The organism is Drancourtella sp. An12 (assembly GCF_002160935.1).
In the GTDB taxonomy this organism is placed as follows: Bacteria; Bacillota; Clostridia; order Lachnospirales; family Lachnospiraceae; genus Sellimonas; species Sellimonas catena.
Genome location: NZ_NFLO01000019.1, coordinates 18331 through 31584 on the forward strand (window position 1 = coordinate 18331; position 13254 = coordinate 31584).

The 13254-nt window shown below is 50.9% G+C and carries 14 protein-coding genes; all 14 read right to left on the reverse strand.

Features of this window, described 5'->3' with window-relative positions; all coding sequences use genetic code 11:
• Nucleotides 1-14 precede the first annotated feature (14 nt).
• The 14 genes from B5E64_RS14030 to B5E64_RS14090 all read right to left on the reverse strand — a co-directional run bounded on the left by B5E64_RS14030 (nt 15) and on the right by B5E64_RS14090 (nt 13249).
• Nucleotides 15-1421: a hypothetical protein gene (locus tag B5E64_RS14030; protein WP_087169086.1), complete on the reverse strand. Its 1407-nt coding sequence runs from the start codon at nt 1419-1421 to the stop codon at nt 15-17.
• 16 nt (nt 1422-1437) lie between these two features.
• Nucleotides 1438-3336: a hypothetical protein gene (locus B5E64_RS14035; RefSeq protein WP_087169087.1), complete on the reverse strand. Its 1899-nt coding sequence runs from the start codon at nt 3334-3336 to the stop codon at nt 1438-1440.
• A gap of 142 nt (nt 3337-3478) precedes the next feature.
• Nucleotides 3479-4297, reverse strand: a complete 819-nt coding sequence (locus B5E64_RS14040) for an alpha/beta hydrolase (protein ID WP_087169088.1) — start codon at nt 4295-4297, stop codon at nt 3479-3481.
• Nucleotides 4298-4369: 72 nt separating this feature from the next.
• Nucleotides 4370-4732, reverse strand: a complete 363-nt coding sequence (locus B5E64_RS14045) for a hypothetical protein (protein ID WP_087169089.1) — start codon at nt 4730-4732, stop codon at nt 4370-4372.
• A 3-nt stretch (nt 4733-4735) separates the two neighbouring features.
• Nucleotides 4736-7894, reverse strand: coding sequence for a phage tail tape measure protein (locus B5E64_RS14050; RefSeq protein WP_087169090.1), 3159 nt, complete (start codon nt 7892-7894; stop codon nt 4736-4738).
• 99 nt (nt 7895-7993) lie between these two features.
• On the reverse strand, nt 7994-9358 hold the full coding sequence (locus B5E64_RS14055; protein ID WP_087169091.1) for a HEPN domain-containing protein: 1365 nt from the start codon (nt 9356-9358) through the stop codon (nt 7994-7996).
• A gap of 85 nt (nt 9359-9443) precedes the next feature.
• Nucleotides 9444-9608: a hypothetical protein gene (locus tag B5E64_RS18210; RefSeq protein WP_166430228.1), complete on the reverse strand. Its 165-nt coding sequence runs from the start codon at nt 9606-9608 to the stop codon at nt 9444-9446.
• Nucleotides 9605-9982 carry a hypothetical protein gene (locus B5E64_RS14060; protein ID WP_087169092.1) on the reverse strand — a complete coding sequence of 126 codons (378 nt, stop codon included), beginning with the start codon at nt 9980-9982 and terminating at the stop codon, nt 9605-9607. Before B5E64_RS14060 ends, B5E64_RS18210 begins: the two co-directional genes overlap by 4 nt.
• Nucleotides 9979-10617, reverse strand: a complete 639-nt coding sequence (locus tag B5E64_RS14065; RefSeq protein ID WP_087169093.1) for a major tail protein — start codon at nt 10615-10617, stop codon at nt 9979-9981. Before B5E64_RS14065 ends, B5E64_RS14060 begins: the two co-directional genes overlap by 4 nt.
• A gap of 20 nt (nt 10618-10637) precedes the next feature.
• Nucleotides 10638-10982 (reverse strand): hypothetical protein, encoded by a 345-nt coding sequence (locus B5E64_RS14070; protein WP_087169094.1) that lies wholly within the window; start codon nt 10980-10982, stop codon nt 10638-10640.
• Nucleotides 10975-11358: an HK97 gp10 family phage protein gene (locus tag B5E64_RS14075; RefSeq protein ID WP_087169095.1), complete on the reverse strand. Its 384-nt coding sequence runs from the start codon at nt 11356-11358 to the stop codon at nt 10975-10977. The genes B5E64_RS14070 and B5E64_RS14075 overlap by 8 nt, the downstream gene beginning before the upstream one ends.
• Before the next feature lie 2 nt (nt 11359-11360).
• A complete protein-coding gene (locus B5E64_RS14080; protein ID WP_087169096.1) occupies nt 11361-11693 on the reverse strand; it encodes a phage head closure protein in 333 nt (110 codons plus the stop codon).
• The gene (locus tag B5E64_RS14085; protein ID WP_087169097.1) at nt 11693-11968 is read right to left on the reverse strand and encodes a head-tail connector protein; all 276 of its coding nucleotides are present in this window, start codon (nt 11966-11968) and stop codon (nt 11693-11695) included. Before B5E64_RS14085 ends, B5E64_RS14080 begins: the two co-directional genes overlap by 1 nt.
• A gap of 75 nt (nt 11969-12043) precedes the next feature.
• Nucleotides 12044-13249: a phage major capsid protein gene (locus B5E64_RS14090; RefSeq protein WP_087169098.1), complete on the reverse strand. Its 1206-nt coding sequence runs from the start codon at nt 13247-13249 to the stop codon at nt 12044-12046.
• Nucleotides 13250-13254 lie beyond the last annotated feature (5 nt).

Here is a 13254-nt window from a genome sequence, read left to right on the forward strand (position 1 = left end):
GGCAGCTCTTTCCCTTACGGCACGGGATCGGGTTGTTCCGTCAGCGTGTAGGTGATCTTCATGGTCTTATCCACGGTCTTCACCACCGCTGAGGAAAGGTTGTTGATGGACGCCAGGTACGGCGTCAGGAGATAAGCCGTCCGGTACTCATTTCCGTAGCTTCCGCCCCAGCCGATCAGGAAGTTCTTATACTGGAACAGGGGCGTCGCGGCGTTGTTGAGCCGGACGTTTCCCTGGGTATGGACCACCGTATCCTCCGCCGTGATCTGGAAATCCCCGCCGATGATCAGATCCCCGATGAGCGTCAGGTACAGCTCGCAGGAGCCGGTCTCGCACAAGGGCTTCCACTTGGACGTAAAGCCGAACTCGATCAGCGTCACATCCGTGGAATTGGAAAGGCTGATCTTATAGATTCCCTTCTTGTCATAGACAGGCACATACAGATACCCACTCCGGATACAGCATTTCACGCTCCGCTCCGCGAAAGAGTCAAAAGCCCGGGTACCCACATCCATCAGTTTTGCGTTGGACAGCGTCCACTGCCCTTCTGTAAAGGAATAGTCTGTCTTGGAGATTTTGATCCAAAGCATTGTTGCATCCCCAGAAGAATTCCCCTCATTGGAAAACCCGTACCAGTATCCGTCCTGCCCATCCAGAAACTCCCCGTACTTGGTATAGCTTCCCAGGAACTCAAAGGTCTCCGGCGTCAGCACCTCATCCTCCAGCACGGTATAAGTGGAATCGTCCAGCTTCTCATTCAGCCCGATGGAAAACACCGGGATCCGAAGCTTCCGGATCCGGACGCCCGCATTTTCAAAGGTGATGGAATACAGCAGGCTGTTCTCGAAATCCATCTCCACCGCCTCAAACAGCACCATCTTGTTGGCATCCGGGATTGCCCCGATATCCGCCGCCTTTAACTGAAGGAAAGCACTGGCATCCCCCACAAGGCTTCCAAAACCATTCTGTCCGCCCAGAGCGCTGGTCAGCGCCACCGCCGCGATCGTCCCGTTGCCCTGGTTGGGCGTAAACTCCCACACAAACTTATAGCCATTGGAAAGAGCCATGCTCTCCGTCAGGTTCAGGCTCCCCCTGGCCAGGTTCGCCGTAGAATTGACATTGTTGGAAGCGTAAGCCACCGGCAAGTTGTCGGAGCTTTCATACAGCAGTTCCTCATCCTCCGCCAGCGCTTCGGAAAAGAGCAGGATGCCGCCGATCATATTGGGACAGATGGGAAGAAGGTTCCCGTTCCAGAGGACCGCTTCGTCATACTCCCCGGTTGCCGCGTAAAAGATGCCCATAGGGTTTAACCCCAAAATGTTATTGACGGACTCTGTGATCATGTTCTCCTCCGTAACCGTTTCCACCGCCCCGGTATTTTCATCCGTCAGTTCGATTGTCATCACGCCTTTTAAGGTCATGTCTATTTCCCTCCCATCATTCTGCGTCACTGGATACCGGCAGCGTTACCGGCCGGCAGAACGCCCCGATCTTCGGCTTTGCCGTCAGTGTATCCGAATAGCTTTTCTGCACCAGTTCCATCGTTTCCACTGCCATCACATCCGTCATATTCTTTCCCTGCAGGCCGCCGCCCACAGAAAACAGAGCCGCTGTTTCCTCAATATCGATCCTGCCGTCCCATGCCGCAGCCGCTGCCATGGCCTGACCGCTGATGGATGCAATGCAGTCCCCGATCCCCACACTGCCGGAGCCGTCCTCCACCCGCAGATACACGCTGAAGGTGTTTGTGATATTCGGCACGATATTTTCAATGGGGTAATACAAAGACAGGATGTGCTTCCCGCTGTGCCAGGTTTCCACAGGATGATGGAGCAGGATCTCCGCGTTGTTCAGTTCAAAAGTTACATAGCAGACCGCTTTCCCGTCCTCCGTCCATGTCACCGGCAGGCTCACATCCACGGAAATATCTGTGGTCTCTTCCTCGGCAGCGCCATCCTCAGAACCATCTTCTGTATCCGCTGCTCCACTGGATGTCCCTCCACTGTCTCCTGTGTTCCCGGAAGAAAACGGAATCACAATCGTGCCGCTGGCATTGGCTGACTTTACAGCCGGATCAGCCGTCACATCCACCACCACCTGTCCGAAGAACTGGGCGTGGTTTTCCTCTTTGGAAGCGAACTCAATGCTGATGATCCGCACATCCGTCTCCCCGATGGAATACTCAGAAGCATTGGTAAAGGTATGGATGCCGATCTTTCCCGCTTCAATCTGGTTTAAGAGCCCGGAGATGTTCTTATCATTCTTGGACTTCACCTGGGAAAGCTTGGGATTCTTCCCCACACATTTCAGACTCTGACGTCCACCGATCTTAACCGTAAAGGACGTCACACAAGTGATCTGCTGATCATCTGCCTGCCCGCCGGAAAAAGTCAGCACGTCCCCCAGATCCAATGCCGGATTTCCAATGGTATCTGAATCAAAGGGCACATAGTTCACTTTTGAGAGAGCATTTAGGATGTTCCCGCACAGTTCCGCCCTGGTTTCTTCCAACCCAAACTGCAGTAACGGATTGACTCCCAGGTTCATGGTCAAACCATCGTCTGTTTCCAGGGCGTAATACTCAGAAGTCTGCGTCCGCAGGTTGGTGGAGCTGACCGCCGTATACCGGGTCACAAAATCAGAAAAACTGCTGGAAAACCGGTGCTTCTGCAGAATCTCCATGACCGATGTCTCCCCATACTGCCGAAATTCCAGCTTCCCGGCCCGGTTGACGCAGAAGAACCCGCCCAGTACCTGCGCCGTAAAATACAGCACATCCCGGTAGGTCTCAATGTCATTCTCCGGGTAAATGGATAGCAGTTCCGATCCATTCGGGAGCGCCTCAATCTCCGCCTGGGTCTGTGCCAGTTCCACCCCGCAGGCCGTACTGCACAGCTCCATCATCCCGTAGGCAGTGCCAATGGTCTCAAAACCATTGAAAGCTCGGTCAAAACGGAGCATACGGTCATAGGCCTTCAGTTCCAGCACATGCACCGTCCGGTTGGCTTCACTTACTTCAAAGATCCCCATGGGGACAGTCTCATAAGCGCCGCTGGCAAGCCGGAGATGATAAGATAATTCCACCTCCGCGTCCTCCAGCGTATACCGGTCAATATCCAGGAATAAGCTGATCCCCATCTCCGCCGCGTACACCGCTCCCAGTTCAATCTCCGAATTACCGCAGCACTGGGCTGTGATATAGCCGCTGCCTTTTACGATATCCTCCTGATCAAAGGAATGCACCACACCTCCTGCCGTGGTAATTTTCCCCGACCAGTAATACTTCCGGGTGTTCCCCTGCACCGCCTGCAGGAACGCCTCGCTCACCGGGTACATCGGACACCCCTCCTTCCGTTTCCAGGCATCAAAAAAGCACCAACCATTTCTGACTGATGCTCTTGACAAAATAAACTATTAAAAACTAATACTGATTATACTGAATTTGTCTGTCTAGCAAACCGAATTTATTCTATATATTTCATCTTATTGTATTTATCAATTTCACAATTAATGAATTCACTTCTTCCGGTGCATCGGTATTTGAATTATGCCCTGCATTCTTTATCCACGCTATTGGAATGCCAGTATTTTTGTGCCATGCTTTATTATATCGAATGCAGGAACCCGCATGGTCTTTTTCTCCGCATATCAGCTGCGCCGGACACTGTACTTTGTATAGAAGATCGGCCTCCATTGCTTCCGCTAATATTCTGAAACCATGACCGGATATTTGGGCATATCTTTTTTGGTCGCCATCGTAGGCCATCATAATGTCATGCATCAATTTTCTTCCATACGCAGATACAGCAACTCCCTTTGTTCCGATGTTCAATAATGACTTCCAGGGATAATATCGATATACTGGTTCCATTCTTTTCAGAAGCCACAATTCAATTCCCGTCACATATTTTCTTTGCAGAGGTGCCGAATCTATAGAAACGAATCCTTTCAATTTGTTCGGAAATAACTCCGAATATGCCTGGCCAACATAGCCGCCCATGGATTGCCCTATGATAACCGGAGCCTGAATATTTTCTAATCCGAAAATATCATCAAGCCATTTTGCTTTATCCATCAATGAAAAATCAAATTTAAATGGCCATGATTTCCCATGCCCCGGTGCATCCCACACAAATACATTATATTTTCCCTGGAAAAATTCAATTTGCTTCTCAAACAATCGATGATCTGCAGTTAAACCCGGCAGAAAAATCAATGTAATATTTCCAGAACCCTGCTCCATATTTATCCAATAATGGATCTCTCCGCATGGGGTCTTAAATATTTTTTCATTCATTACAATCACTCCGTGAAATTCCGATTTATTTTCTCAAATATACCATAGTTTTCCCCGAAAAAGAATACACTTTCAGAACTCCCTCAGCGTAAAACTCACCGTCCACAATCCCTTCCGGGACGTATCCTTCACAAGAGAAGCCTTGTACCCCTCCACATACATCTCCGCTGTCTTCACCGTCAGCGTCTCTGTATTAAAATATCCCACCGTGATCTTTTCCTGCTGCTTAAACTCTGTCAGTGTCTTCAGCCATTTTGCCGACACTGAAAACGTCACCGGGATGCTCACTACGCCTGCGCGCACTACATCCCGCTGTACCGTCCCTGCCTCCGTCTCCCCGCCGGAATCCGCCTCCACATCATCCATCTGTACTTCATAAGAATCCGGCAGGGGGAGGGCTGTGCCGTCAAAGGTCAGATACTGTATAAATGCCATCGCTTACCTCCCTCCTGACCGCAGGTTTTGTCTTGCCTGCGCCGTCACTACCAGTTCATCCAGTAAAGTGCCTCCCACATACACCGGGATCACGATGTTCCCCTGCGGGCCGGAAAAGCCTGCCAGGGCTTCCGATACCGCGGAAGAGATCCCGGAGATCAGGTCAGACATGCTCCCGCCGGAGAAAGCACCATCGGCATAGCCATATTCCATCCCGTTCACTTTTGGCGAAACCACCATATCCGAAGCCACATCCCTCACAGCCTTTTCCACCAGGTTCCGGTTCTTCTCAATACCGCCCGCCAGCCCCTTCATGAAGTCCGGCATCCAGGTCTCGTAATCCGCCAGCGGCCCCTCATCCGGAGCCGAGAAGTGCAGGAAGGAACGGATCCGGTCGGCCAGCCCGGAAACTGTGTTGATCACGCTCTGGATCATACTGGAAATCCCGTTGATCAGTCCCTGGATAAAATCTTTGCCCCACTGAAACGCCTGCCCCGGCAGCCCGGTAATAAACCGAATGGCGGAAGAAAATCCATTGCTCACAACCGAATACAGCCCGGAAAGGGCAGAGCCGATCCCGGAAACCATCCGCTGGAAAGCGGAAACCGCCGCTTCACGCAACGCGGATGCGATATTTACCACCGTAGTCTTGATGCCGTTCCAGACAGAAGACGCCGTCTGCTTCATCGCCGACCAGATCTGAGAGGCGAACTGAGACAGGGCCGAAAGCACCATTTCCACGCCCTGCTTCAGTCCTGAAGCCGCAGAAGTCACCACCTGCCGGATTCCCGACCAGATCTGGGAAGCGGCATTTTTGATATTGTTCCAGATATTCGCCGCATCAGACGCAAGCTGTGAGAAATTTCCCGTCACCAGGTCGATCAGCAGAAGCACCGGAGCAAGGATCACATTTTTCAGCAATTCAAAGGCACCGGAGGCAATCTGGCAGATCCCCGACCAGATCCCCTGCAAGGTATTTTTCGTATTTTCCCACAGAGATGTGATGGTTGTTACCACCAGCTGTACGATGGGATTCTGCAGGATCGCATTCCAGGTATTCGTGAAAAACGCGGATACCTGAGACCACAGGCCGTTCCACCAGTCCGGGATGGCAGAAAAAAAGCCGATGAAGGTCTGGAACGCCGCCGGAATGGTTTCCGTAAAGAAAACCACCACCCCGTTCCACAATTCCATCAGCTTTTGGGATACCGCCTGCCACAACTGACCGAACCATTCTGTAATCGCACCCCAGTTTTTCACAATAGCGATGATCCCGGCAATAGCCGCTGCCACCCCGGCAATGATCCCGATCACCGGGAGCAGGGAAATGTTCAGCGCCCCGAAGGACACCGCCAGGGCCGCAATCACCGGTGTCAATGCTGTAAATGCCACCAGCAAAGCCCCAAGGATCACCACAAAATTCTGCACAGGCTCCGGCAGCATGCCGAATACCTTGCTCACTGCCGTAATAATGGCCACCAAAGGCGGCAGTACCACGTTGGCCAGCTCCACGATCTTTTCCCCCAGAGGAACCAGCGCCTGCTGCAGCTTCCGGGTATTTGCCTCCATCTCCTGCATGGGCGTCTGTGTCTGTCTGAACAGATTTTCCGCAGATCCGGCAACGCTGTCATAAGTCTCTCCCACGGAGGTCAGGGAAGTAATAAATTTCAGGTTTCCATCCTCGGCCATGGTACCAAAGGCCTGGGCCGCCATGTTCAGGGCTTCCTGCTGGCTGGTACAGTTTCCGATATCCGCCACAATGGAATCGATCACCTGCTTCTGGGTAGCTTCCCCGTTCTGCCATGCCAGGAACAGGGACTGTGTTTTCTGGGAATACAGATCAATGGAGTCCCCGATGGTTCCATCCGCCAGACGGGTGGTCACCTCATTGATCGCGTCATTGACCTTGTCCAGATTATATGCTCCGCCTTCCAGGCCATTCTGCAGAAGCTGAAAATACTCGGAAGCAGAATACCCTGCCTGCTCAAATTTCCCCGCATACTCGGACAGGTTATCCCCCAATTCATTGGTCTTATCTAGGCCGTTCTGGGTACCCCGGACAATATAATCCATGGCTTCCTGAGCGGTCAGGCCGTACTGCTTCATCAGAGAATTGACACCCCGGAGGGTCTCATTCATGTCAATCCCGTACAGTTCTTCTAAAGTCAGCGCCTGCTTCGTCAGGTTGGTCAGGTCCGTATCTCCCAGATCCCCCAGGTTCTTCTTGACCATGATGACCGCTTCCGCCACCGCGTCCATGCTCTGGCCCACGCCGGAGCCGTACACGTTTTTCACGATTTCAGCGCTGGCTTCCGCCGCCTCCCCGGTCTCCCCGAAGTAGGCGTTTACTTTAGAAACGGCCGTCTCTGTCTCCGCATAAGCGGATACCGCCTTATCTCCCACATCCTGGATCTTATCCCCCACCACAGATAACTGGTCAGCGGCTTCCATAAGCGCTGCACCCTTGGTGGCCTGGGCAATCTCCCCGATGTCATCCGCAGCGTCCTGAGCAGCGTCACCCACATCATTCAGATCATTGATCAGATTTCGTACCGCCTGCCCGTCATCCACCGTATCCAGGGCATCGGTCAGCTGTTTGATATCGGCCTTCCCACCAGTGACCGCCTTCCCGATCTTCTCTACAGCTGTTTTCAGCTGATCGGAAGAAGCTGTCCCGTTCCGGATCGCCGTCACCAGACGGCTCCCCAGCACATCGGCGTAATCATCCACACTGGAACCTGTAGCTGCAAACAGTTTATTCAACCGCCCCGTATTGGATGCCAGCCGTTCCTGCTCTGACTGTAAACCGGACAGATCTGCTTTATACCGGTTCAGCGCACCTCTAGTTTCCTCAACCTCTCGCTGGAAAGCCATGTACTGGTCCTTCCCCAGATCACCCCGTTCAAAAGCTTTCGTCACATCCTCCTGGGCCTGTTCCAGGGCTTCCAGCTTCTTTTCCGTATCCCCAATCGCGGACTGCAGAAGCTCCTGCTTCTGCACCAGAAGAATGGTATTCGACGGATCCAGTTTCAGAAGGTTATTCACATCCCGAAGCTGGCTCTGGGTCTTCTTTATGGAATTGTTCACTGCGGCAAGCGATTTTTCCAGTCCGCTGGTATCGCCGCCGATCTCCACTGTAATACCTTTGATCCGGCTCGCCATGTGTCATCCACCTCCTGAAAATGGACATAGAAAAAGCCCGGATTTCTCCGAGCATATCTTTAAAAAAGGCATCTGCTGTTGCAACAGATGCCTGCATAATTATTTTAATTCATGTCCTTTATACCATTGATCAATACCATTAACTGTTCTATCTAAGGAATCCTTTGTTACCTGTAATCCTATATCTATCATCAAAGTAATTCTAAATAATAACTTTAACTTTTTATTTGCTAACTCTATTTCATCCCCATTAAATCGCTTTTTGGTCTCCATTAAATGAGATAGCCAATTTCTATGGCCTGTAGCTTTGTTAATAAATTTGTCGAATAATAGCACATTATCAATTCCTTTAGTCTTTTGTTCATATTGAAAAATACTATTTGCCATTATATCTCTTTGAATTGAATATTTTAAAATTTCTTTCAGACTACGCTCATTAATATGTCCTAATAGCCCGTTTACGCTTTTTGACAAATCATCAATGTTTATTTCTTCTTCACCACATATGTCACTTATTTTAGATGACTTTTTAATAATTTCTAATATTTCTTTGCAGATAGATTCTTTTCCGGATTTTGAGAATTTATACATTTCCTCCGAATGATGCCTTCTAAAATATCCCTCTAAACACTGAATACAAGTTGCTATAGGAACTTCTCTCACAGGATTTTTCTCAGATGTCGTATAAGCATATAAATTAAAAGTTACAACCTCTATTTCTCTTAATTTCCACCAATTATCATATACTGAAACTAAATTCACATCTTTCTTTAAATCTAACGCATACTCCAACCTAATATTGGCTTTTGTGGTTTTTCCGTATGCCGCAAAATCTTCTTGAAAGAAAAATTCCTCTCCACGAGCCGTTTTGTATTTTCTCTTTTCAACCTTCGGGAAAAAACCCATCTGAAGAAAATAAATTTCCAATAGCCGTAATAATACTTTTTCATATGCACTAATATTTGATGGTTCTTTTGTTTCAATAGCAATCTCAATAAGATCGTTCTTTGATCCATAAGTTCTATCTCCGATTGTTATAGTAACAGTACCATCCAATACTACATAACAATTATTTTGATCTAAAATATTGGAATTCCAATCTTTTTTCTTTAAATTGATTAAATAATCTCCTCGGTGTATATTGTTTTTATTTAAGTTTGTCACATGATATCCCAATAACCACTTATTCCAAATAACCTTTATCTGTTTAGTTGGATACTGCATTGGCATAACATAACAATCAAATAGAGTAAATTTCTCTCCTTCTTCTGTTATGCAAAAAAGATACTCTGCGTGTAACGATCTACCACTAAAGCATAAATCAATCGCTACTTCTATAGGGAAATCGTCAATCTCAACTATAAATTCATGGATTTCATCTATTACATCAAATTTAGATTTTAACTCTTTTTTAATGTCATTCCCATATGGGAAATTGACAATTTGATTTCCATTTAACTGCATAAAAGTCCCCCTGAAATAGTTATCTGAATTTTTCTTTGTCTTTATATCTTATCAAGGAAAAATTCTCTCATCAAGCGGCTTTTTATCAGAACCTGTCAAAATCCTCCTGCGTTGCCACCACCGCATACTTATGCTCATCGTTCCGGCTCTCCACATACATATCATTCACCATCCCGATGGTCAAAAGATCCAGATCCCGGATGGACAGTCCCAGCTGCACGCACCGCAGGAGGAACAGGGGCGTTGTCATTTCCCGGTCTGTCGGGCGAAGTTTTTTTTAGCCTGCACATCCGTCTGAGTGTTCAGCCCCCACAGTTCAATGATCTGCGGCAGCACCTGATAGATGGAAAAGGTATTGAACCCATCCAGCCATTCCTCCGGCGTATCCGGAATGGACGGATCCGCATGCTTCGCCATCACATAGGCGATGTTCTCAAACATTTCCAAAGAGAACAGATCCAGGTTGGAATTCTCCGGATCATTCTTATCAATCCCCTTTTCCAGGTCCCGCAGGTCTTTGTAGATATCCCGGTGGAACCGCATCCGGTAGATCCGGGGGATAGCGGCGGAGGCCTTAAAAGGAACCTCCTGCCCGTCAATCATGATATTCCGTTTCATGCTCATAAGGTCTCCCCTCCTGTCTCATCATCTGTCCCCTGTCCCCCGGACTGCTGCGTCCCGGAGGTATCCGGCGTCACCTCCGGCAGATACACTGCCGTATACCATCCCGTATAGACCGTATCCGTGGTGCTGTCCCCGGTACGTGCCTTCACATACCCATTGGCTAGGGGCGCCGCCGTGATGGCCAGCGTTTCCGTCTGTACCTCAATCTCCTCCTCATTGGTCGCGGACTCAATGTTGGGTCTGGCCGCAGAGCAGTTATACAGCACATGGCGGATCTTCTTCACATCCCCGTCAAACTCAAAGAGCAGGGCAAAGTTCGCCGTCTCCACATTGGCGCTCTCCACCAGCACGCTGTTGTCATCCAGAGATTCCTTCAGCACATCCGTCCGGAAACTCTCCGGCACCATGGCCAGTTCCAGATCCCCTTCATAACCCATGTTGTTGGAGATTGTATAGTAGGCGTACCCATCCGCATAAAAATTGGACGGCTCGCCGTTGGGTTCCAAGGACAGTGATACTGCGCCCGGCATAGCCACCGGCGTCCCGAAGGTCACCTCCCCGTCATCATCCACTGTAATCAACGCATAATGTACGTTGCAGATATTAAATTTTACCTTATTCTTCTTCGCAGACATATCCTGCTCCCTCCATTTCCTTATCCGTCCTGCCCTGCGCTTTCCTCACCTGTCGGCATCTCAAACACATACAGGATTTCATACAGCTTTTCGCTGTCGATCCAGGTCTCCGATTTCTCATAAAAAATACCGCAGGCATCCAAAGCATCTTCCAGCTTTCTCTCTGCGGCTAAATCCTTCTGGTCCGTATATAATTCCACCCGCACCTCGCTGATCCGGTAATAGACCTTTCCATCCGCAGAAAAGTTATCGCTCCCCGGCAGCAGGTAACAAAGAAACGGCGGATCCGGCGCCTCCCCTTCCGCGAAATGGTCATAGGCATAGGGGAAGCCGGCGCTTTTCAAAATATCCAGAAGTTTATCCATGCCTCAGGCTCCTTTCGATCTCGTCTTCCAGCTGCCGGATTCCCTTCTCCTCCGCCGGGGCGATATGGGCTTTGCCCTCCACCCGTCCGCCGCCCCGCTTTGCGTGGCCATACTCCAGCAGATGGGCCAGCTGGTAGCGGTTTTTGGAATGAACCGTCAGCGTCAGGCTGGAGGAAGTTTCTTTTGTTTTCTTCACCGCCCAGCTTTTGGCATAGTCCCCAGTATCCTTCGGGGCGTTGGCACGGATCTCCTTCCTTACCGTCTCCCCGGCATTCCGGACCGCCTGCTTCACATCCTCGGCAGCCAGATCCGCGTATTCCTCCAATGTCTCCATAACAGCGTCCGCCAGTTCCCCGATCTGCACGGTCTGTCCCATGGTCACCGCCTCGCTTTCTCACACCGGAACTTCAGCGCTTTCTTCTTATAGTTCATGTGATCCACAGCCACGATATTGTAGATCTCCCCTTGAAACAGGATACGGAACCCGTCCGCCGTTACCTCCGCCGCCTGTTTACAAAAACGGACGGTAAAGGCAATGTCAGATTTCGCAACCGTCAATCCGGCTGCTGCCTTTTCATTCCCGCTCTCACCGCTGACTGTGGCATGGCAGGTATAATAATCCTCCCAGACATTCCTTCGGTTTCCGATATCGTCCGCAGCTACGGAGTTTTTCTGGAAGGTCACTTTCACATTCAGAAGAGCGATCTCCATCAGAACGCCTCCTTCCGGCTGCCGAAGAGCAGGGAGCGCAGTGTCAGGGCCAGGGCATGGTGGTCAGCTTCCTCCCGGTGTTCATACAGATAGGCCACGGTATACATCACCGCCGGTTTTCCGTTTTCTGCCTCCTGCAGGCCGCTTTCCTCATCTGTCCGCAGGATATCCATACACATCCGCTCTGCTGACGCCAGGAGAGTGGTGATCAGCCCGTCATCCTCACTGTCATCCACCCGGAGGTAATTCTTCATTTCTTCCAGTGTCACCAGCATCCCATTGCCCTCCTTCCTTGTCAGCGGCGGCTTCCCACGTCTGGGGACGCCGCCCGCTTTTTCACGTCAGATAGATCAGGCGCTGGCCTTCTGCGCCAGCACCTTCACCGCCTCGGACAGCACCAGCTTCCCATCCACCCTCTGGGAGCCAAGGAATCCCACCTGGCCATTGGCGGCATACAGTTCGTTCAGTCGCTTAAAGGAACGCCCCTGCCGGTCCGCGATCCAGTAATAGCTGAAATCGCCGAAGGCAATGGTCTTCGCCCCTGCCGCGATCACCGGCATATAGGCGGAGGTCTTCACCGGCCTGCCAAGGAGCGTATCCGGCGTACCAGCCGTCAAAGATGGCTGCCACAGGTACTGCCCCGTGGAATCCTTCAGTTTCCGCACCGCCTTGATGGTGGAATCGTTCAGCACCCATACCGCCTTCTTCCGGTACGGGGATTTCAGGGAATAGAACAAATCCATCAGCTCATCCGCCGTGATGGCTGTAGAGGAAGCTGCAGTCACCCCGGTCTCGGCGCCGCCGGTGGCTGCCAGCACACCCAGAGGCTTCCCGGATCCGTCCCCGGTAAAGAACGCCTCTTCCTCCTTCGCCCCGATCCGGCGGGCGAATTCCTTCGCGATATAAGATTCCAGGTCAAAGACGCTGTCATTGAGAAGTTCCTCGGATACCTTGATCATGGTGCCCACCTTGTAGGCCCCGATGGATACCTGGCCGAAGGAATCATCACTCTCCGTGTAGGCCCCTTCCTCATCAATCCAGGACGCCGTTCCCTTCGTTGCCACCACCGGGATCTTCCGGTCGCCGCTGGAAGTGCGGATCACATTTGCCAGCTGGCGGAACACATTTTCCTCTTCCAGGGCTTCCACCAGGGTACGTTCATACTCATCCGGCACAAGATACCCGCCCTCGGAATCCGTTCCCTCTTCCAATGCGTTGACCACGCTGGGAAGCGGCACCTTAGAACGCATGGCGTTCCAGAAATTGGCCTTGTATTCCTCCGAAGCGCGGCCGGTCTTTTCCTTTCCCGCGCTGCCGGATGCCGGACGTCCGGTCAGGGGCTGATTCACCGGCTGGGACAGTTCCCTCTCAAAGGCTTCCTGCCGCTCCATCCGGGCGATCTCTTTCCCCAGATCTGTGATTTCCTGTTCCATACGGGTATAGGCGGCGTCATCCTCCGCAGACAGCACACCTTTTTCATTCCTGTGGGAATCCAGGAAGGCTTTCGCTGCCTCCCACGCCTTCGCCCTCTTTTCTCTCAGTTCTAAAATCGTCATGGTCA

Bases quoted from the DNA above. Each gene is read 5' to 3' on its own strand.
- B5E64_RS14030 (WP_087169086.1), bottom strand. From the start codon at position 1,421: ATGACCTTAAAAGGCGTGATGACAATCGAACTGACGGATGAAAATACC.
- B5E64_RS14035 (WP_087169087.1), bottom strand. From the start codon at position 3,336: ATGTACCCGGTGAGCGAGGCGTTCCTGCAGGCGGTGCAGGGGAACACC.
- B5E64_RS14040 (WP_087169088.1), bottom strand. From the start codon at position 4,297: ATGAATGAAAAAATATTTAAGACCCCATGCGGAGAGATCCATTATTGG.
- B5E64_RS14045 (WP_087169089.1), bottom strand. From the start codon at position 4,732: ATGGCATTTATACAGTATCTGACCTTTGACGGCACAGCCCTCCCCCTG.
- B5E64_RS14050 (WP_087169090.1), bottom strand. From the start codon at position 7,894: ATGGCGAGCCGGATCAAAGGTATTACAGTGGAGATCGGCGGCGATACC.
- B5E64_RS14055 (WP_087169091.1), bottom strand. From the start codon at position 9,358: ATGCAGTTAAATGGAAATCAAATTGTCAATTTCCCATATGGGAATGAC.
- B5E64_RS18210 (WP_166430228.1), bottom strand. From the start codon at position 9,608: ATGACAACGCCCCTGTTCCTCCTGCGGTGCGTGCAGCTGGGACTGTCC.
- B5E64_RS14060 (WP_087169092.1), bottom strand. From the start codon at position 9,982: ATGAGCATGAAACGGAATATCATGATTGACGGGCAGGAGGTTCCTTTT.
- B5E64_RS14065 (WP_087169093.1), bottom strand. From the start codon at position 10,617: ATGTCTGCGAAGAAGAATAAGGTAAAATTTAATATCTGCAACGTACAT.
- B5E64_RS14070 (WP_087169094.1), bottom strand. From the start codon at position 10,982: ATGGATAAACTTCTGGATATTTTGAAAAGCGCCGGCTTCCCCTATGCC.
- B5E64_RS14075 (WP_087169095.1), bottom strand. From the start codon at position 11,358: ATGGGACAGACCGTGCAGATCGGGGAACTGGCGGACGCTGTTATGGAG.
- B5E64_RS14080 (WP_087169096.1), bottom strand. From the start codon at position 11,693: ATGGAGATCGCTCTTCTGAATGTGAAAGTGACCTTCCAGAAAAACTCC.
- B5E64_RS14085 (WP_087169097.1), bottom strand. From the start codon at position 11,968: ATGCTGGTGACACTGGAAGAAATGAAGAATTACCTCCGGGTGGATGAC.
- B5E64_RS14090 (WP_087169098.1), bottom strand. From the start codon at position 13,249: ATGACGATTTTAGAACTGAGAGAAAAGAGGGCGAAGGCGTGGGAGGCA.